At 74.2% G+C, this 19,497-nt stretch carries 17 protein-coding genes and 2 pseudogenes; 8 read left to right on the forward strand and 11 right to left on the reverse strand.

Annotated features, from left to right (window positions below):
* Positions 1–543 precede the first annotated feature (543 nt).
* From ABTY20_RS00090 to ABTY20_RS00115, 6 genes and pseudogenes are all read left to right on the forward strand, one after another.
* On the forward strand, positions 544–1,206 hold the full coding sequence (locus ABTY20_RS00090; RefSeq protein WP_351994722.1) for an urease subunit gamma: 663 nt from the start codon (positions 544–546) through the stop codon (positions 1,204–1,206).
* The gene (locus tag ABTY20_RS00095; RefSeq protein ID WP_351994723.1) at positions 1,190–3,037 is read left to right on the forward strand and encodes an urease subunit alpha; all 1,848 of its coding nucleotides are present in this window, start codon (positions 1,190–1,192) and stop codon (positions 3,035–3,037) included. The genes ABTY20_RS00090 and ABTY20_RS00095 overlap by 17 nt, the downstream gene beginning before the upstream one ends.
* Before the next feature lie 67 nt (positions 3,038–3,104).
* Entirely contained in the window at positions 3,105–3,779 is a 675-nt protein-coding gene (locus tag ABTY20_RS00100; RefSeq protein ID WP_351994724.1) for an urease accessory protein UreF, read from the forward strand.
* 31 nt (positions 3,780–3,810) lie between these two features.
* Positions 3,811–4,506 (forward strand): urease accessory protein UreG, encoded by a 696-nt coding sequence (ureG, locus tag ABTY20_RS00105; RefSeq protein ID WP_351994725.1) that lies wholly within the window; start codon positions 3,811–3,813, stop codon positions 4,504–4,506.
* A complete protein-coding gene (locus ABTY20_RS00110; protein ID WP_351994726.1) occupies positions 4,503–5,390 on the forward strand; it encodes an urease accessory protein UreD in 888 nt (295 codons plus the stop codon). The genes ureG and ABTY20_RS00110 overlap by 4 nt, the downstream gene beginning before the upstream one ends.
* Positions 5,391–5,416: 26 nt before the next feature.
* Positions 5,417–5,554: pseudogene (locus tag ABTY20_RS00115) on the forward strand (site-specific integrase); the annotation flags it as partial.
* Positions 5,555–5,589: 35 nt separating this feature from the next.
* On the opposite strand, the gene ABTY20_RS00120 reads toward ABTY20_RS00115, so the two are convergent.
* Positions 5,590–6,582 (reverse strand): GlxA family transcriptional regulator, encoded by a 993-nt coding sequence (locus ABTY20_RS00120; RefSeq protein WP_351994727.1) that lies wholly within the window; start codon positions 6,580–6,582, stop codon positions 5,590–5,592.
* 52 nt (positions 6,583–6,634) lie between these two features.
* On the opposite strand from ABTY20_RS00120, the gene ABTY20_RS00125 reads away from it, so the two are divergent.
* Together ABTY20_RS00125 and ABTY20_RS00130 are read left to right on the forward strand one after the other, a co-directional pair.
* Positions 6,635–7,030 (forward strand): cupin domain-containing protein, encoded by a 396-nt coding sequence (locus tag ABTY20_RS00125; RefSeq protein WP_351994728.1) that lies wholly within the window; start codon positions 6,635–6,637, stop codon positions 7,028–7,030.
* A gap of 801 nt (positions 7,031–7,831) precedes the next feature.
* Positions 7,832–7,975: pseudogene (locus ABTY20_RS00130) on the forward strand (AbfB domain-containing protein); the annotation flags it as partial.
* 14 nt (positions 7,976–7,989) lie between these two features.
* On the opposite strand, the gene ABTY20_RS00135 reads toward ABTY20_RS00130, so the two are convergent.
* Genes ABTY20_RS00135 through ABTY20_RS00180 form a run of 10 tightly spaced genes read right to left on the reverse strand, consistent with a single transcriptional unit; the run spans position 7,990 to position 19,445 of the window.
* A complete protein-coding gene (locus ABTY20_RS00135; protein ID WP_351994909.1) occupies positions 7,990–9,720 on the reverse strand; it encodes an ABC transporter ATP-binding protein in 1,731 nt (576 codons plus the stop codon).
* Positions 9,721–9,758: 38 nt separating this feature from the next.
* Positions 9,759–10,589, reverse strand: coding sequence for an ABC transporter permease (locus ABTY20_RS00140; RefSeq protein ID WP_351994729.1), 831 nt, complete (start codon positions 10,587–10,589; stop codon positions 9,759–9,761).
* Positions 10,586–11,539, reverse strand: coding sequence for an ABC transporter permease (locus ABTY20_RS00145; protein ID WP_351994730.1), 954 nt, complete (start codon positions 11,537–11,539; stop codon positions 10,586–10,588). Before ABTY20_RS00145 ends, ABTY20_RS00140 begins: the two co-directional genes overlap by 4 nt.
* Positions 11,536–13,134 carry an ABC transporter substrate-binding protein gene (locus ABTY20_RS00150; protein ID WP_351994731.1) on the reverse strand — a complete coding sequence of 533 codons (1,599 nt, stop codon included), beginning with the start codon at positions 13,132–13,134 and terminating at the stop codon, positions 11,536–11,538. Before ABTY20_RS00150 ends, ABTY20_RS00145 begins: the two co-directional genes overlap by 4 nt.
* A 10-nt stretch (positions 13,135–13,144) precedes the next feature.
* Complete coding sequence (locus ABTY20_RS00155) at positions 13,145–13,939, reverse strand: class I SAM-dependent methyltransferase (protein ID WP_351994732.1); 795 nt, start codon at positions 13,937–13,939, stop codon at positions 13,145–13,147.
* A complete protein-coding gene (locus ABTY20_RS00160) occupies positions 13,936–15,219 on the reverse strand; it encodes an MFS transporter (protein ID WP_351994733.1) in 1,284 nt (427 codons plus the stop codon). Before ABTY20_RS00160 ends, ABTY20_RS00155 begins: the two co-directional genes overlap by 4 nt.
* A complete protein-coding gene (locus ABTY20_RS00165) occupies positions 15,216–16,265 on the reverse strand; it encodes a mandelate racemase/muconate lactonizing enzyme family protein (protein ID WP_351994734.1) in 1,050 nt (349 codons plus the stop codon). The genes ABTY20_RS00160 and ABTY20_RS00165 overlap by 4 nt, the downstream gene beginning before the upstream one ends.
* The gene (locus tag ABTY20_RS00170; RefSeq protein WP_351994735.1) at positions 16,262–17,344 is read right to left on the reverse strand and encodes a PLP-dependent cysteine synthase family protein; all 1,083 of its coding nucleotides are present in this window, start codon (positions 17,342–17,344) and stop codon (positions 16,262–16,264) included. The genes ABTY20_RS00165 and ABTY20_RS00170 overlap by 4 nt, the downstream gene beginning before the upstream one ends.
* A complete protein-coding gene (locus ABTY20_RS00175; protein ID WP_351994736.1) occupies positions 17,341–18,192 on the reverse strand; it encodes a Rossmann-like domain-containing protein in 852 nt (283 codons plus the stop codon). Before ABTY20_RS00175 ends, ABTY20_RS00170 begins: the two co-directional genes overlap by 4 nt.
* Positions 18,189–19,445, reverse strand: coding sequence for an ATP-grasp domain-containing protein (locus ABTY20_RS00180; RefSeq protein WP_351994737.1), 1,257 nt, complete (start codon positions 19,443–19,445; stop codon positions 18,189–18,191). Before ABTY20_RS00180 ends, ABTY20_RS00175 begins: the two co-directional genes overlap by 4 nt.
* Between the last annotated feature and the right edge of the window lie 52 nt (positions 19,446–19,497).

Below are 19,497 nucleotides of genomic sequence, written 5' to 3' on the forward strand. Positions count from 1 at the left end.
CGGCGGCACGCCGCCGACGGACCGTTCCGCCGGGAGGTCCGCTCCCCTCGGCGTCGTGCCGCCGGGCCCGGCGGGGACCACGTTTCCGCGTCGGGGGAACCGGCCCGCAGCCGTACCGGGCACGGGACGGTCCCGGTGCCGTCCGTCCCGGCACTCGCCCTCGGAGCCCCGGGCGGCTCCCGGCACTTCCGGCCGCCTCCGGCGTCACCCCGACCGGAGCGGGGGCCGGCCGGCCCCGGCACGGGCGACCGGACCGCCGTGTTCCCCGCCGCCCGGGGCCCGGCCACCCCGGTGGCCCTCCTCCAGGAACCACGCGGCCGCACCCACGGCTCGTACACGCGCCCCGCCGCCGGACAGGGGCGTTCCCCGCACGGGTGCGGGGCGGGCGGCGGCTCCGCGGCTGCGCCCCTGTGCGACCTGTGCTCCCGGTTCATCCCATCAGGCGCGATAAGGTCGTTTTTCCCCTCTCGCGGCCTGCGCTCTCCGAGGATCGCCCTGCGGCGGACGCCGCCGTGGAGCGACGGAACAGGAGAGGGGGACGGCGTGCATCTGACTCCGCACGAGCAGGAGCGCCTGCTGGTCCATGTGGCGGCGGACGTCGCCCGGCGGCGCCGTGAGCGCGGGCTGCTGCTGAACTACCCGGAGGTCATGGCGCTGTTGACGGCGCACGTCTACGAGGAGGCGCGGGCCGGGGCGACGGTCGACTCGGTGATGGAGTCCGGACGCCACGTGCTGCGGCGCGACGAGGTCATGGACGGCGTACCGGAGATGATCACCAACGTCCAGGTCGAGGCGACGTTCCCGGACGGCACGAAGCTGGTCACCCTCCACGACCCGTTCGACGAGGCGGACACCGAGGTGGACGTCCACCCGGGGAAGCGGGAGCTGCTGCCGGACGAGGACGAGTACCGGATCGCGTTCAACGTGGGCGCCACACCCGTGCCGTTGGAGGTGTCCAACCCCGCGGACCGTCCGATCCAGGTGGGCTCCCACTTCCACTTCGCCGAGGCCAACGAGGGCCTGGACTTCACCCGTGAGGACGCCCACGGGATGCGGCTGCACATCGCCTCCGGCACCTCCGAACGGTTCGAGCCCGGCGACGCGCGCACCGTGATGCTGGTGCCCATCGCGGGGGAGCGGATCGTCCAGGGACTCCAGGCCGACAAGAGCGAAGAGGAGAAGCACCTCGATGCCCGACAGGACTGAGAACGAGAACGCCGAGCCCTGGGAGCCGCTGACGCGCTCCCGCTACGCCGACCTGTACGGGCCCACCACCGACGACCGGATCCGGCTCGCCGACACCAACCTCCGGCTGAGGATCGAGGCGGACTGGAGCGGCGGGCCGGGCCGCAGCGGCGACGAGATGGTCTTCGGCGGCGGCAAGGTGATCCGCGAGTCCATGGGGCAGTCGCACATCCCGCGCAGGGACGAGCGCAAGCCGGTGGACACGGTGATCACCGGGGCGCTGATCCTGGACCACTGGGGCGTGGTCAAGGCCGACGTCGGACTGCGCGACGGCCGGATCCAGGCGATCGGCAAGGCGTACAACCCGGAGACCATGACACCGCCCGACAACCCCGACCCGCGCGCGTCGGCCTTCGTCGTGGGGCCCGAGACGGAGGTGATCTCCGGCCAGGGGCGCATCCTGACCGCCGGCGGCGTCGACACGCACGTGCACTTCCTGTGCCCCGGCCAGATCCACGAGGCCCTCGCGTCGGGCGTGACCACCCTGATCGGCGGCGGCACCGGCCCTGCCGAGGGCAGTACGGCCACCACCGTGACGCCCGGCAAGTGGCACATCCAGCGGACGTTCGAGGCGCTCGACGCCTTCCCGGTCAACATCGGCCTGCTCGCCAAGGGCAGCACCGTCTCCGAGGACGCGCTGCACGACCAGGTCAAGGCCGGCGCCCTCGGCTTCAAGATCCACGAGGACTGGGGCGCGACCCCGGCCGTGATCGACGCCGCCCTGAACGTGTGCGAGGAGACCGGGGTCCAGGTCGCCCTGCACGCCGACTCCCTCAACGAGTCCGGTTTCGTGCACCACACCTTCGCCGCGACCAAGAAGAACCGCCGGACCAAGGACACCACCGACTACCGCGGCCTGCACATCTTCCACATCGAGGGCGCCGGCGGCGGACACGCCCCCGACATGATCAGCCTCGCGAGCAAGCCGAACGTCCTGCCCGCGTCGACCAACCCCACCCGGCCCTTCACGGTCAACACCGTGAAGGAACACGTCGACATGATGATCGTCTGCCACCACCTCAACCCGGAGGTCGAGGCGGACATGGCGTTCGCCGACTCCCGGATCCGGCCCTCCACCATGGCCGCCGAGGACCTGCTGCACGACATGGGCGCCATCTCGATGATGTCCTCCGACGCCCAGGCCATGGGACGCATCGGCGAGATGATCCTGCGGACCTGGCAGACCGCGCACGTCATGAAGTCCCGCTACGGACATCTGCGCGAGGACGACGCCGACGCGGACAACTTCCGGGCCCGGCGCTACATCGCCAAGTACACCATCAACCCCGCCATCACCCACGGCGTCGACCACGAGGTCGGCTCCGTCGAGGACGGCAAACTCGCCGACCTGGTCCTGTGGGAGCCGAAGTTCTTCGGCGTGAAACCCCACATGGTCATCAAGGGCGGCCAGATCGCCTACGCGCAGATCGGCGACGCCAACGCCTCCATCCCCACCCCGCAGCCCTATCTGCCGCGCCCGGTCTGGGGCTCCCAGGGCCGCGCCCCGGCGGCGAACTCCTTCAACTTCGTCGCCGAGGCCGCCCTCGGCGGCGACCTCTCCCGGACCGGACTGCTCAAGCCGCTGCGCGCGATCCGCTCCACCCGGGGCGTCACCAAGGCCGACATGGTGCACAACAACGGGCTTCCGGAGATCGGCGTCGACCCCGACACCTTCGACGTCACCATCGGCGGCGCCACCACCTCCGACGTCCGCACCAGCGTCGACGGACAGGAGGTCGGACGGAACTACGCGACCGAACTCCCCCTGGCGCAGCGGTACTTCCTGTTCTGACCTCCCCGGCCCTCATCCGGAACCCGGAACCCGGAACCCGAATCCCGAAAGGCGGGCCCGCCCCCCCATGAGCCGCACCGCCCTGCTCCTCCTGGCCGACGGCCGTTTCCCCGCCGGCGGGCACGCCCACTCCGGCGGGATGGAGGCCGCCGTCACCTCCGGAAGCGTCCACGACACGGCCGGTCTGGAGGCGTTCTGCCGCGGGCGGCTGCACACCGCCGGACTGACCGCCGCCGGTCTCGCCGCCGCGGCCGCCACCGGACACGACGCCCTCGCCCTGGACGAGGCCGCCGACACCCGCACCCCCGCACCGGCCCTGCGCCGCGTCGCCCGCCGCCTCGGCCGGCAACTGATGCGCGCCGCCCGCGCCACCTGGCCCAGCGCCGAACTCGACCACCTCGCCCACCACCGCCCCCAGGGCGCCCACCAGCCGGTCGTCCTCGGCGTCACGGCCCGCGCCGCCGGACTCACCCCGCTCGACGCCGCCCACGCCGCCGCCTACGAGAGCGTCGGCGGCCCGGCGACCGCGGCGGTACGCCTGCTGAGCCTCGACCCGTTCGAGGCCACCGCGATCCTGGCGCGGCTCGCCGACGAGTGCGACACCGTCGCCGGTGCCGCGGCCGGCGCGGCGCGGCGCGTGGCCGCCGAGGGCGTCAGCGTCCTGCCCGCCGCGTCCGCCCCGCTGCTGGACATCACCGGCGAGCAGCACGCCGCCCGGTCCGTCCGCCTCTTCGCCTCCTGACCCGCCTCCACCACACCGACCTGGAGCCCCCGTGCACCTGGACCCTCCCGTGACCCTGCCGCACCGCCACACCCACAGCGCCGACCACCGGCGCCCGGACGGCAGCCGTCGCGCCCTGCGGATCGGCTTCGGCGGACCGGTCGGCTCGGGCAAGACCGCGACCGTGGCGGCGCTGTGCCGCACCCTGCGGGACCGGCTGTCCCTCGCCGTGGTCACCAACGACATCTACACCCAGGAGGACGCCGCCTTCCTGCGCCGCGAGGCCGTACTGCCACCGGAGCGCATCACCGCCGTGGAGACCGGCGCCTGCCCGCACACCGCCATCCGCGACGACATCTCCGCCAACCTCGAAGCGGTCGAGCACCTCGAACAGACCCTGCACCCGCTGGACCTGATCCTCATCGAGTCCGGCGGGGACAACCTCACCGCGACCTTCTCCCGCGGGCTCGTCGACACCCAGGTCTTCGTCATCGACGTGGCCAGCGGCGACGACATCCCCCGCAAGGGCGGCCCCGGCATCACCACCGCCGACCTCCTCGTGGTCAACAAGACCGACCTGGCGCCGTACGTGGGGGCCGACCTGGACACCATGAGGGCCGACACCCGCAGGCAGCGGGGGGACCTGCCGTACGCCTTCACCAGCCTGACCGAGGCCGACGGCATCCGCCCGGTCACCGACTGGGTCACCGAGCGCATCGCCGCCTGGCGCGCCGGAGCCACCGGGTGACGGCCGCCGCCCGGGTCCCGGTCGGGGACGCGCCGACGACCCGTGCCCACCCCGCCGGCGTCCGCGCCACCGCCCGGCTGAGGGCCGTCCACAACGGCCGCACCACGACACTCCCCCTCCTGCACAGCGACGGCCCCTTCCACCTGCGCCGGCTGCGGCCCCGCGGGGAGCGGGCACGGGTCCGCGTGCTCGGCGCGATGAGCGCACCGCTCGGCGGGGACAGGCTCGCGCTCGACGTCACCGCCGAGGCGCGCACCCGGCTGGAGGTGACCGCGTCCGCCGCCACCATCGCCCTGCGCGGCCCCACCACGGACCCCGCCACCTACGACGTACGGCTCACCGTCGGCGAACACGCGTCGCTGCACTGGCTGCCCCAGCCGCTGATCAGCGCGCGGGGCAGCACCCTGCACCAGACGTACGAGGTGGACCTCGCCGGAACCTCCCGGCTCCTCCTGCGCGAGGAACAACTCCTCGGACGTACCGCCGAACCCTCGGGCCACCTGTCCACCCGCCTGACCGTACGGCGCGACGGCCGCCCGGTCCTCGACCAGCACACCGTCTACGGGGCCCCGGCCCCGGCGTGGGACGGCCCCGCCGTACTGGGCGGCCACCGGGCGACCGGACAGCTCCTCCTCGTCGACCCCGAACCGGTGCCGCTCCCGGAGCCCGTCCTCCTCGGCGACCCGGAACGGGGCCACTGCGTACTGGCGCCCCTCGCCGACGGCACGGCGCTGCTGGCCACGGCCGTCGCACCGACCCCGACCCGGCTCCGCGACCTCCTCGACACCGCGCTCGCCCACGTCTCCGACGCGACGGCGTCGCCCACGGGAACCGGCTCCGCGAGCACCGGGCCGGTGCGGGGGACCGGAGGTTCAGACGAGTGAGCCGGCCGCCGGCTCCGTGAACCGAGCAGGGTGCCTCCCTGCTGATGCCGATGGCGAAGTCCCGGCACGAGAAGCCGGAGAGCGTCCGCCGCTACTTCAAGCCCTCTCCCGAGGCGGTCTCGGAGCTGACAAGCCTGCTCGCCCCTGGCGACAGCAGACGATGAGGCACACGTGGTGCGTCGGCGGGGCATGCCCGCCGTCAGTTCGCCTCCGGCCCGAACCGGCGCTTGTACGCCGACGGTGTGATGCCGGTCTCGCGGCGCATCAGCGTGCGCAGATGTGCAGCGGTGCCGAGCCCGCTGCGTCGCGCGACTACCTCGAAGCGGGACTCACCTCGCTCGATCAACCGGCACGCCAGAGCAAGCCGTTCACCCGTCAGCCACGCCAGCGGCGTCGTGCCCAGTTGTGCCTGGAAACGGCGATGCAGCGTCGCCGGACTGACCGCCGCACGCGCCGCAAGGCCGGACACGGTGAGCGGTGAGTCCAGCCGTTCCTGGGCCCAGGCCAGAACAGGCGCCAAGGACTCGTCCGGCAGGTCGGGCATGGGGCGCTCCACGAACTGCCGCTGCCCGCCGTCCCGGTGCGCCGCGAAGACCAGCCGTCGGCTCACGGAGTTGGCGACCTCCGCGCCGTAGTCGCGGCGGACCACATGCAGCCCGAGATCGAGCGCAGCTGCACTGCCTGCCGCGGTGAGGATGTCACCGTCGTCCACGAACAGCACGTCTGCTTCGAGCTGGACGGAGGGGAAGCGGGCCCGGAAGGAATCCGCCCATTGCCAGTGCGCGGTGGCCCGGCGCCCGTCGAGGACTCCAGCCTCGGCCAGTGTGAAGGCGCCGCTGCAGAAGCCGACCAGGCGCGCACCTCGGGCGTGTGCCCGGCGGACGGCATCGAGCACGGCGGGACGGCGGGGCACTTCGATGTCCGGGCGGTTGGGGACGATCAAGGTGTCCGCCGCGTCGGCCGCTTCCAGGTCGGCGACTCCCGTGAGCGTGAAGAACCCGTCTCGCATCAGGGTGTGGGGCTCGGGGGAGCAGAGCCTGAAGTCGTAGAGATCACGGCCGATCTCCGGTCTGCGCAGACCGAAGACCTCGGTCGCGCAGCCGAGCTCGAAGGGGTTCGAGTTCTCGTCCACGATCACGACGACCCGGTGTACGCCCGCCGCGTGAGCTGCGTGCGAGGATTCTTTCGTCATGTGCGATTCCTAGCACTCACGGTGGTCAAGCGAAGCGGCTCAGGATGAGCACATGAGCAGCGAACCCATCCCCCTCAGCAAGGCTCTGGCCTCCTTCGACGCCGTGTGGAGCCCTCGCATAGTCACGCGCGTCAACGACTATGACGTCCGCATCGCCAAGGTCGAGGGCGAACACATCTGGCATGTACACGAGGACACCGACGAGTTCTTCCTGGTACTCGACGGCGAGCTGCGCATCTCCCTCCGCGAGCCCGACGGGGAGCGCACGGTCCTGCTCCCACAGGGGGCGGTCTTCACCGTCCCCCGAGGCACAGAGCACAAGCCGTACGCTCCGTCCGACGCCGCAATCCTCATGTTCGAGCCCACCGGGACACCGACCGTGGGCGATCGCCATGACGAGATCCCGGAGCACGTCGACTCAACAACCGGACACGCACTCAGCACCTGACCCGACAGGCTTCGGAACGCCACTGCCCATGGCGTCCGCCTGCCGCCGGGTCAGTTGCGTTCGCCGACTGCCCGGCGAGAGCGGCGCGGGACTCAATCCTCGACGGTGTCGCCCTGGCCGGCAGCTTCGTCGCGATCAGGGCCTCCAGCAGGTCCAGCGCGTCGTCCACCGCCCGCGAGGTGAGGTACCCCGTGGTGGCCAACAGCGTCGCCAGCCCCCGCGCGTCCGGAAGGCGAACTCCCGAGGCGTGAGCTCTCCTGCGAGCATGCGGCGTGCGAGGGCTCGGGCGGCGGCTTCCTGACCGGCCTCGCCGGCGACCGGATAGAAGGTGAGGCCGAGTTCGTCGAGTGCTGCGGGAAGCAGGTGGTGGACGTCGTAGTCCGCCTCGGCGCGCGTGCAGGCGGCGAGGATACGAAGGCCGGGGGTGTCGAGTCCGGCGACGAGCGATCGCAGGCGGCATTCACGACATCGCTCACGCGGATTTCCCCCATGCTCCAGAGGCCGGCATGGTCCTGGAGAGTGATTGCTGCTGCTTCAGTCGACGTCACTCGTCCATGATTCCCTTCACGGCGCGTCCGGATCGGCCAGATTTCATCGAAGATGCTGTTCAGCGGCCTGCCCCAGCAGAGATCGTGCGGAGTCCGCGCAGCGCATCGCGGTCTTCTCGTCGAGCCCGAAGACCTCCGCGAGATGCAGTGGGTCGGGCCCGTGGGCCAGGGCCTCTTCGAGCTGCCGGTCAACGCGAAGCCGCTCCAAGGCGGCGTCCTGCCCTCGAAGCGGTGCGCTGATCCAGTGGTCGTCGGCCTGGCGGACGCCTCCTGGTCCTCCTTCCGCTCCCACGACCACCCCACCCGTTACATCCGCCACTCCGGCTATGCCCTGCGCGTCGTCCCGGCCGGCACCGCCACGGACCGCGCCGACGCCACCTTCTCGGTGGGCCATTGATCCCACGCCGAGCGTCACGTGGCCGTCCTCGCCGCCAGGCGGGTCGTCGTGTGCACGAGGGACGCGGTGAACGGGTGGCTCGGCGCGGTCAGGATCTGGTGGGCCGGCCCCTGTTCGACGAGTGCGCCGGCGTCCAGTACGGCGATGCGGTGGGCCAGGGCGGCCGTGTCCAGGTCGTGGGTGATCAGGACGAGGGAGAGCCGGTCGCGGTCGCGGACCAGAGCGGTGAGCACGTCGAGGATGCCCCGGCGGGTGACCGTGTCGAGGCCGGAGGTGATCTCGTCGCAGACCAGGACGCGGGGGCGGGCGAGCAGGGCGCGGGCGAGGGCGGCGCGCTGGAGTTCGCCGCCGGAGAGCCGGCCGGGGTGCCGGTGCGCCAGCTCCTCCGGGAGCCCGAGGCCGGCCAGGGTGGTCAGCGCCTCCCGGGTGGCCGTGTCCGGGTCGGTGCCGCGCAGCCGGACCGCGGTGCGGGCGACCTGCCGTACGACGGGGCGGTGCTCGTCGAAGGCGGCGTGCGCGTCCTGGAAGACGTACTGCACGGCCGCGAGCTGGGCGCGCGTGCGGTCGCGCAGGCTGCGCGGCAGCGGCGTGCCGTCCAGGAGGATCTCGCCGTCGTGGTCCCGGTGGAGGCCGGCGAGGCAGCGGGCGAGGGTGGTCTTGCCGCTGCCGGACCGGCCGACGACGGCGAGCGACCGGCTCGGGTACAGGTCGAGTGCGGCGGCGCGCAGGACGACCGCCGTGCCGCGGGCACCGTCGCGGTGCCGGGCGGTCAGCCCCCGCACCCGCAGCACGGGCCGCTCGGTGCGGACGGTGCGGTCGTCCGGGCCCCGCGACTCCGTAGGCCGGCCGAGCGGTCCACGTGCCGGCGCCTTTGGCCGTCCGGTCGGCTCCTCCGGATCCGGTACCTCTGTCCGTGCGTGGGGCAGCCCGTGTACGCGCGGTCCCGGCCGCCCGGCCGGCTCGTCCGGGTCCGGCGGCTCCACCTGTTCGCCGAACAGTTCGCGGGTCCCCTCGTGCCGGGGCGAGAGCAGGATCCGCCGGGCCGGGCCCGACTCGACGACCCGGCCCGCCCGCAGGACCACCACCTCGTCGGCGAGCGCGCGCACCACGTCCAGGTCGTGGCTGAGCAGCACCACCGCGATGCCGTGGGCCGCGACGGCCCTGAACCGCTCGACGATACGGCTCTTGGTCAGGGCGTCCTGCCCGGTGGTGGGCTCGTCGGCCACGACGACGCGCGCCCCCAGCAGCAACGCCTGGGCGAGGACGACGCGTTGCTGCTGGCCGCCGGAGAGCTGGTGCGGATGACGCCGCAACAGGGTTCCTGCGTCAGGCAGGTGGGCATCGGTCAACGCCCGCAGAACACGCTCGCGGGCCGTCGCCCGGCGCTGCCGCGGCGGCAGGTGACGCACCTGGGCGCGGGCGATGTCGGTCAGCAGCGCGGAGACCCGGCGGGCGGGGTTGAGCGCCGCCGCCGGGTGCTGGGGCACGTAGCCGACGAGGCCGCCGTCCGCCACCCGTACGTCGCCGGTGACGCGGGCGCCCGCCGGGTACTCGCCGAGCAGGGCCAGACCGGTGGTGGTCTTGCCGCTGCCGGACGCGCCGATCAGCGCCGTCACCCTGCCGGGCAGCACCCGCAGGTCCACCCCGTCGACGATCGCCCGGCCGTCGACGACGACGCGCAGGCCGCGGATCTCGGCCACGGGATCCCCGCCGGTGTCCACGCCGGCATCCCCGCCGGTGCTCACGCCGGTGTCTCCGCCGGTGTCCTTCTCGTACTCGTGCTTCACGGGTGTGCTTCCTTCTCCGTCCGGCGCGGGCCCCGGCGCCCGCCCTCGTCCAGCGCGGCGTCGAAGAGGAGGTTCGTCCCCGTCGTCAGCGCGACGATCAGCAGGGCGGGGACGACCACGGCCCACGGCTGGACGAACAGGCCGGTGCGGTTGCGGTCGACCATGACCGCCCAGTCGGCGGCGTCGGGAGCCACGCCGACACCGAGGAACGCGGCCGTGGCGACCAGGTAGAGCACGCCGGTCAGCCGGGTGCCGGCGTCGGCGGCCAGGGTGCGCAGCATGGAGCGGCCGACATAGCCGACGGCCATCCGCCACCACGTCTCGCCCTGCATGCGCAGCGCCTCGACCGCGGGCCGGGCGGCGGCCCCGGCGGCGGCGGCGCGCACCAGCCGGGCCGCGTCGGGCACGTGGGCCAGGGCGACCAGCAGGGCGAGACCGACCGCGCCCGGCGAGAACACCGTGGCCGCCAGCAGGATCAGCAGCAGCGACGGCACGGCGAGCAGCACGTCCAGGGGCCGCATCAGCAGCTCCTCCAGCCGGCGGTGCCGGGTGAGCGCACTGACCAGACCGACGGGAAGGGCGACCAGGTAGGCCAGGGCGGTCGCGGCGAGCGCGGTCAGCACCACCGGCCGCCCCCCGTGCAGCACCTGCCGCCAGACGTCCCGGCCCACGAAGTCGGTGCCGAGCCAGTGCCCCGCGCCCAGCGTGAAGGACGCGGCCCGCGGCCCCGGTTCACCCGCGAACACCGGCCCGAGCAGGGCGAGGACGAGCGGTACGGCGACGAGGGTGAGGCCGAGCGCGAAGCGGCCCGTACGCGGACTCCTCACGCGGCCACCCCCGCCCGGGGCGCGAGCCGGTGGGCGACCAGGTCGGCGCCCAGGTTCAGGACGACGGTCAGGACGCCGAACACCACCGCCAGCCCCTGGACGACGGGCACGTCGCGTTCGGCGACGGCGCCCAGCAGAACCGTGCCGAGTCCGGGGATCACGAACAGGGCCTCCACGACGATGACCCCGCACAGCAGCCAGTCGACGGTGCGGGCGAGTTGCTGGGCGGCGGGGGCCAGCGCGTTCGGCAGCGCGTGGGTGTACCGGACGCGGGCGCCGGACACGCCGTAGCGGCGGGCCTGCGCCACGTACGGGGAGGCGAGCGCGTCGATCATGCCCGCGCGCACCAGCCGTACCAGTGAGCACACGGGCCTCGACAGCAGCACCAGTACGGGCAGGACCAGTGCGGCCGGGTGGGCGAGCAGGTCGGTGCCGTAGCCGACGGCGGTCGGCGGCAGCCAGCCGAGCCGCAGGGCGAACACGGTCACCAGCAGCACACCGAGGGCGAACTCGGGGACGGCGTACACGGCGAGCGTCACGGAACTGATCAGCCGGTCCACCGGCCGGCCCGCGTGCCGGGCGGCCAGCACCCCGAGTCCGAACCCGGCCGGCACCAGCAGCACCACGGTGAGCGAGGCCAGCAGCAGGGTGGGCCCGAAGCCGTCGGCGAGGTACTGGCGCACCGGACGGCCGGAGACCAGCGAGGTGCCGAGGTCGCCGTGGAGCAGCCCCGCCGCCCAGTCGGCCAGCCGTTCCCAGGCCGGTCGGTCCAGCTCCATCGCCTCCCGGATCGCCGCGATGCGGGCCGGGTCGGGCTGGTCCCCGGCGAGGGCGACCGCGGCGTCGCCCGGCAGCGCCTCGGTGAGCGCGAAGACCAGCAGCACCACGGCCACGGTCTGCACGCCGCCGAGGAGCAGCCGCCGGGCGACGAAGGAGCGCAGTCCGCTCACCCGAGCCACACCGTGTCGAAGCGGGCCCAGTCGAGGGTGTTGGCCGGCGCCTTCGTGTCGACGCCCTTGACGTTGCGCGCGGTTGCGATGATCCAGTCGGCGAACCCCCAGATGAGGAAGCCGCCCTCGCCGTACAGGCGGCGCTGCATGCGTGCGTAGACGGCGGCGCGTTCCGCCTCGTCGCGGGTGGACTGGGCCTGCCGGTACAGCGCGTCGAAGTCCTCGTGCCGCCACTTGGTGGCGTTGGTGGTGGAGTCGGTGAGCAGCCGCTGGGAGATGTGCGCCTCGATGGGCATGGCGCCGGAGCGGTAGCAGCACAGGGCGCCGTTGTCGAGGATGTCGCTCCAGTAGGAGTCCTTGCTGCCCATCCTCACCTCGACGGTGACCCCGGCCTTCTTCGCCTGGTCGCGGAAGATGCTCGCGGCCTCGGTGAACCCGGCGGCGACGGCGGAGGTGTCCAGGGTGACCCTCAGGTCCTCGGCGCCGGCCTGCTTCAGCAGCGCGCGGGCCTTGTCGAGGTCCTGCTCGCGCTGGGGCAGGCCGTCGGCGTAGTACTCGTAGCCCTTGCCGAACAGGTCGTTGCCGACCTCGCCCGCGCCGGACAGCGCGCCGTCGACGAGTTCTTGGCGGTCGGCGATGAGGAAGAACGCCCGGCGCACCCGTTCGTCGTCGAAGGGCGGCCGGTCGGTCTTCATGCAGAACGCCTGCATCGTGCTGCCCCGCAGCCGCACGATCTCGATCCGCCCCTTGTCCTCGTGGGCGCGGGCGGTGGTGGGATTGAGCTCGTGGGCGTACTCGACCTGCCCGCCGAGCAGCGCGTTGACCCGGGCCGACTCCTCGTTCGCCACGACGAACTCGATCTCGTCGAGGTGCGGGGCGCCCTCCCAGTAGTCGTCGTAGCGGCGGAAGACCGCCGAGCGGCCGGGCGTGAACGACACGAAGCGGAACGGGCCGGAACCGATCGGCTCCCTGTCGAACCCGGTGGCGTGCTCGGGCACGATGTACGCGCCGAACGCGGCGAGCACGTTGGGGAATTCCGCCGTGGGCCGCTTGAGCACGAACTCGACGGAGCGCGCGCCGGTGGCGCGACTGGCGTCGAGGTCGATGGGCTCCAGGGACGCCTTGGCGCGGAACGCCTGCTCCGGGTCGGCGATACGGCGGTAGCTGTGGAGGACGTCCTTCGCGGTGACCGGGCTGCCGTCGTGGAAGGTGGCCTCGCGCAGGGTGATCCGCCAGCGGTCCAGCGTCCTGTTCGGCTCCCACTTCTCGGCGAGGCGGGGCTGTGCGGACAGGTCGGCGCCGTAGTCGGCGAGCTTGTCGAACAGGGCCTTGGCGCGGGCGGCGTCGGCGAACAGGTTGGCGAGGTGCGGGTCGAGGGTCTCGCTCGCGCCACCGCCCGCGAACGCGGCGCGCAGCCGGCCGCCCTTCTTCGGCGAGCCGTCGCCCGAGCCCTCGTCGAAGTCGGAACCGGAACCGCTGCCGCAGCCGGCCAGGGTGAGCGCGCCGAGTCCGGTCGCGCCGAGTCCGGTCGCGGCGAGGAAGCCGCGGCGGCGCAGCGCCGGGAAGGGGAGGGAGCGGGTCGCATCGTCGTGCATGTGGGGTTCCTCAGTGTGTGGTCGTGCCGGTGGGGCGGGCCACCACGTGCAGCCGGTCGGCGTCGGTGGTGCGGCCGGGGAGCAGGCCCTCCTGCCAGGGCGGCTCGGTGCGCGGGCCCGGTCCGTCGTGGAGTTCCAGGACCTCGTAGCCGTGCGCGGTCAGCAGGTGGCGCAGCTCCTGCGGGAACAGCAGCCGCCACGCGGACCGCTGCTCGACGGGTGCCGACCCGTCGTCCGCGGTCCATACGCGCCGGCGGCGCAGCAGTTGGTCCGTACGGTCCACCGTGAGGGTGGTGACGGACCGGTGGACGGTGCCCTGCCAGGTGAACTCGTCGGCCTTGGGCGCATCGAGCAGGTCGGTGCGGCCGAGGAAGTACGCGCCGTTGCGCATCTCCGCGACGAGCAGGCCGCCCGGTGCCAGGGCGCGGCGGCAGGAGGACAGGAAGCCGTCGAGCTGATCGTTGGTGTGGCAGTACAGCAGGGCGCTGTCCAGGCACACCACGGCGTCGAACACCCCGTGCCCCAGGTCGAATCCGTACAGGTCGGCACGGACGTACGCGGGTCCCGGATGGTGGTCGCGGGCGTGCGCGAGCATCGCCTCGGAGAGGTCCGCGCCGGTCACCTCGCGGCCTGCGTCGCACAGCCACGCGGCGTCGCGTCCGGTGCCGCAGCCCATGTCCAGCACCCGCTTCCCCGCCCCGTGCCGGCGCAGGCAGTCCTCCGCCCAGCGTCCGGCCAGCCGGCCGGGGTCGGGGAAGCGGGCCTCGTAGAGCGCGGGGTTGTCGGTGAGCAGGTTGTCCGTCATGCCGGGGTCCTTCCTCGGGCGGGAGCGGGTACGGCGGGCTGTTCCGGCGGCGCGGGCAGCGATCCCCGCCGGCGCAGCCGTACGACGCCGAGCGCGGAGGCGAGCCCGGCCAGCGCGCAGCACGCCCACGGCAGCCACGCGGCACCGCCGTCCCGTCCGGTGTCCATCGCCCAGCCGACGACCGCGTTGCCGACCGCGGCGGCGACGCCCGAGACGACGTAGAAGATCCCGAAGTGGGTGCCGGTCAGTCCGGGGCGGCCGAAGGTGGGGACCAGGTCCATCACGAACGGCTGGGCGACCATCACCCCGAGGTACAGCAGCAGGGCGCCCGCCAGCACGGGCAGCACCCGCAGCGCCGCGCCGGCCGCGCCGTCCGGGCCGCCGGACGCCGTGGTGGCCAGGGCGGGCGGCAGGAAGGCCAGCGCCATGAGCCCCAGCCCCACCGCGATCCAGCGGGCCCGGTCCCCGCACCGCTCCAGCGCGCGGGTCAGGCGCAGCTGGAGCAGGAGGCCCGCGACGGCGCCGACGACGAAGACGAGACCGGCGGCCCCGTCCCAGCCGGTGGCCCGCCGTGCCCCGTCGGGCAGCAGCAGGTACAGCTGGCTCTCCAGGGTGAACAGGCCGGCCATGGCGAGCGCGAAGGCCAGGAAGGCGCGGTTGCCGAGCACCTCCCGCCAGTCGGCGAGCACCCCGCCCCCGCTCGGCTCGACCCGCCGGGCGGGCAGCACCAGGGCCTGCGCGACCGTCAGGACCGCGAAGATCCCGGCGGCGGTCAGCGCCGACGTACGGAAGTCCACCAGCAGCAGCGCGCCGCCCAGCAGCGGCCCGATCAGCGCCCCGGTGGTGGCGAACACGTTGAACAGGGCGAACGCCTCGGCCCTGCGCTCCTCGGCCTCCTGAGCGAGGTAGGCGCGGACGGCGGGGTTGAACAGCGCGCCCGCGAACCCGCTGAGGACGGACGCGGCGAGCAGGACGGCCAAGTGGTCGCCGAGCGCGAACAGTGCGAAGCCCGCGGTGCGCAGGGCGCAGCCGGCGATGATGACGCCCCGCGCGCCGAGCCGGTCGGAGGCGGAGCCGCCGACGACGAACAGGCCCTGCTGGCTGAGGTTCCTGACCCCGAGGACGACGCCGACGACGGCGGCCGACAGGCCCAGGTTCTCGGTGAGGTGGGTGGCGAGGTAGGGGACGAGGAGGTAGAAGCCGGTGTTGACGCCGAGCTGGTTGACCAGCAGGAGCCGGACGGCGGGCGGGAAGCGGCGTATCTCGTGCCAGGTCTTCACGGCGCCCCGTCCCGCGGCTCGACGCCCAGCCCCGGCCGGCCGCTCGCCCGCACCCGGCCGTCCTCGCCGCCGATGCCGGTCCACGGGTCGTGGGCGAGCAGCAGGTGCCCGTCCAGGTCGGCCCAGCGGGCCCGGTCGGCGAGGTGCACGGCGGGCGCCAGCCCCAGCGTGCTGGCGGCCAGGCAGCCCAGCATCAGCTCCGTGCCGCTGCCCTCGACCAGCTCGGCGACGCGCAGGGCCGCGTGCACCCCGCCGCACTTGGCGAGCTTGACGTTGACGCCGTGGACGCGCCCGGCCAGGCGGCGCACGTCCTGAAGGTCCACGGCGTCCTCGTCGGCGACGACCGGCAGCGGTGACCGCTCGGCCAGCGCCGCCAGGGCCTCCGGGTCACCGGGGGCGAGGGGCTGTTCGACGGCCTCGACGCCGAGTGCGGCGAACCGGGGCAGCAGCGCCCGCGCCTGCCGCGCGGTCCAGGCGCCGTTGGGGTCGAGCAGCAGCCGCGCGCCCGGCGCGGCGTCCCGGACGGCCCGTACGCGCTCGACGTCCTCCTCGGGGTCGGCCGCCCCCGCCTTCACCTTGAGCACCTCGAAGCCGCGCGCCGCGAGGGAGCGGGCCTGCGCCGCCGCGTGTGCGGGGGAGGTGATGCCGAGGGTGCGGGCGGTGGCCGCGACCGGGGCGTCCGCGGCGCCCAGCAGCCGGTGGACGGGCCTGCCCGCGCGCTTGCCGACGAGGTCCAGCAGGGCCGCGTCGACGGCGGCGGTCACCGCCGGGGGAGTGCCGTCGGCCGACGGCTCGCCCGTGCGCAGGGCCTCCAGGGCGGTCTCGGGGTCGGGGAAGCGGGCCAGCCGCGCACCCGCGGCGGCGAGGTGGCGCCCGAGGGCCTCGGCGTCGAGCCGGTAGTAGACGCTGCTGACGGCCTCGCCGTGACCGGTCACGCCCTCGTGCTCGACGCCCAGCCACACGGCGTCACGGGCGGACATCGTCGAACGGGATATCCGCAGCGGTTCGGTGAGTTCCAGGCGCACGGTGCGCAGGCCGGTCCTCACCTGTTCTCCCGCGGGCGCGTGAGCGGGTCGGTGACGCGGGTGCACCGCGTCCAGCCGGTGGCCTCGGCCGCGTAGGGGTGCGGGATCTCCACGGGACGGATGGCCGCGGCGGCCGGGTCGACGCCGTGGGCGGTGGTGAAGTCGTCGTCGTAGACGGTGGAGAGGTAGCGGTGCGGCCCGTCGGGGAAGACGGTGGCGACGACCGCGCCGGGGTGGACCCGGGCCGCCCAGGCGGCGACGCGGGCGACCGCGCCGGTGCTCCAGCCGCCGCTGACGAAACTGCCCCGGGCCAGCCGGCGACAGCTGTCCACGGCCTCGGCGGGGCCCACCCAGTGCACCTCGTCGAAGGCGTCGTAGGCGACGTTGCGCGGATGGATGCTGCTGCCGAGGCCGCGCATCAGCCGGGGCCGGGCGGGCTGGCCGAAGATGGTGGAGCCGGTGGAGTCGACGCCGATCAGCCGCAGCGCGGGCCAGTGCCGGCGCAGCGGCCCGATGACGCCGGCGCTGTGCCCGCCGGTGCCCACACTGCACACCAGGACGTCCACGTGGTCCAGCCGCTCGGCGAGTTCGGCGGCCAGCGAGGCGTAACCGGCCGTGTTGTCCGGGTTGTTGTACTGGTCGGGCCAGTAGGCGCCGGGCAGCACGGCGAGCAGCGCGCGCAGCCGGGCGAGGCGTGCGGCCTGCCAGCCGCCCCGGGGCGCGGGCCGGTCCACGATCTCCAGCCGCACCCCGTACGAGCGCAATAACTGCCGCATGGACGCCTCCAGTTCGCTGTCGCCGACCAGGACGACGGGATGCCCGAGGGCCTGTCCGGCGAAGGCGAGCCCGATGCCGAGGGTGCCGGAGGTGGACTCCACCACCGGGGCGCCGGGCCGCAGCTCACCGCGCTCGCGGGCGCCCCTGAGCATCGACACGGCGGCCCGCGCCTTCATCCCGCCCGCGGCGAGCCCTTCGAGCTTGGCCCAGAAGCCGGGGTGCGGACCGGGCAGGTCGGCGGTGATGCGGACGAGAGGGGTGCGACCGAGCAGGGTGAGCAGTTCCGGGCGGGCGGCGGGCCGTACGGCGGCGGTGGTGGTCACCGGGCGCCTCCCGGACGGCCGGCGCGGTAGCGGTGGACGGTGCCGGGGCCGCCGTCCAGCCAGAAGAAGGGGTACGGCTCCGCGCACACCGCGCTCACCCCGTGTCCCAGGAGGCGCGGGAGCACGGCGCTGCCGGTCTGGGCGAACACCACCAGCTGCTTGTCCCGCCGCAGCGCGTGCTCCCGCAGCGGTTCGAAGGTCCCGTTGCCCAGGGTCATCCCGGACACCAGCAGCGCGTCGCACCGGCCGGCCGCGGCGAGCGCGTCGGTGACGACCGGCTCGCCCCACTCGGTGACACCGCCCTTGAGGTCGCACGGGACGTAGCGCAGTCCTCGTGAACGCAGGGCCTCCAGGAGGGAGTTGACCACGCCGACCACGAGCACCGTCGCCCCGGGCGGCAGCACGAGCAGTCCGGCGACGGCCTCGGCCCGGACCCGGGACTTCTCCAGTGACGTCCCGGCCGGCAGGGCGACGGGCCGCGCCCCGTTCTCCGGGGTGTGCGGGGTGAGGTGCATCAGGTACGCGTCGAGCGCGGCGACCCGCACCGGCGGCAGCGGATGCGCCAGCAGCCGGGCCACGTCCGCGCCGACGCAGTCCTCCACCGCGCCGTCGGGCAGCGCGCCGGGTTCGACCGCGCAGCTGCCGACGGCCTCGGCCAGGCGCAGGCTGAGCACCTCGTTGCGGTAGCCGGTGCCGCGTCCCTCGTGCCGCACGGCCTGCCGGGTGGTGAAGGCCACGGAGATCCGCAGTCCGGCCGGGTCCGGGCCGAGTGCGCCGGTGCGGGCCAGGGCGAGGAGTTCGCCGTACGCCGTCGCCGTGCCGGCGGACGCCGGGGCGTCGGGGCTCATCGGATCACCAGCCCGGACCGCACCTCGTCGAGCAGCGACTCGACCCGGGCGCGGGCGCCGGTGCCGACCGGGTCACCCGCCATCACGTGCCCCAGGTACTCGTTGTTGCTGACCGCCGTCCTCACCCGCCGTCCCGGCTCGGCGAGGTCCACCTCCAGCACGTCCGGCGCGGTCCGCACCCGGCCGCCGTCCAGCGCCTCGAGCGTGCCCGTGGTCCCCGGCACGAGGAAGCCGACGGCGGCGCTGCGCAGCCCGGTCTCCGTGCGCCGCAGGTCGGGGGCGCGGCCCAGGCAGACGTCCACGAAGGCGGCGGCGAGGTCGAGGCCGGTGACGTGCCGTACCAGCTCGGTGATGCGGTTCCCGGCGGGCCGCGGGTTGACCTCGACCACGCGCGGCCCGGCCGGGGTCAGCTTGATCTCGGTGTGCGCCACCACGCCGTCCGTCAGCCCGAGCGCCTCGAGCGCGGCGAGCGCGGTCCGTCCGGCGGCCTCGGCGTCCGCGGCGGGCAGGGCGGCGGGGAACATGTGGCCGGTCTCGATGAACGCGGGCGCCCCGCCGACGCTCTTGTCGGTCACGCCGACGACGTGCACCGCGCCCGCGTGCGACACCGTCTCGACGCTCACCTCAGGGCCGTCCAGCAGCTCTTCGAGCAGCACGGCGGGCACCCGCCGCTGCCCGCGGGCGTTGACCGGGAAGCCGGCCAGCGCCTTGACGGCGGCGGCGAGCTGCTCCTCGTCGTCCACCCGCCGCACGTACATGCCGGCGCACAGGTCGACGGGCTTGACCACCAGCGGGTAGCCGATCCCCCGCGCCGCCCGGGCGAGTCCGTCCCACTCCTCGTGCACCGCGAACCGCGGTCCGGGCACGCCGGCCCCGGCCAGCACCCGGCGGGTGGCGTCCTTGCGGCAGGCGGCCTCGACCGCCTCGGGAGCCGGTCCGGGCAGCCCGAGCCGGGCGGCCGTGCGCGCCACCACCGGCAGGTAGTAGTCGCACGACGTGATCACCCCGTCGAAGCCCAGCGCGGCGTGCAGCCGCTCCACTTCGGAGGGCAGGGCCTCGGTGTCGTTGGTGTCCGCGGTGATCACGTTGCGTGCCCCGAGCAGCGGGTGGGCCGTGCCCTCGGGCGCCGGGCGCAGGTAGTGGTGCAGGTCGCGGGTGAGGAAGGTGAACTCGTGTCCGCCCTCCCGGATCGCCCGCGGCAGCAGCCTGCTCATCGATCCGACCCAGCTCTCGACCACCAGCAGATGAGCCACGGTTCCCCTTTTCGTGTCGTCGCGTACGGCTACGACACGGCCCCGACGGCGG

It is taken from the genome of Streptomyces sp. NPDC126497, assembly GCF_040302425.1.
Lineage (GTDB): Bacteria > Actinomycetota > Actinomycetes > Streptomycetales > Streptomycetaceae > Streptomyces.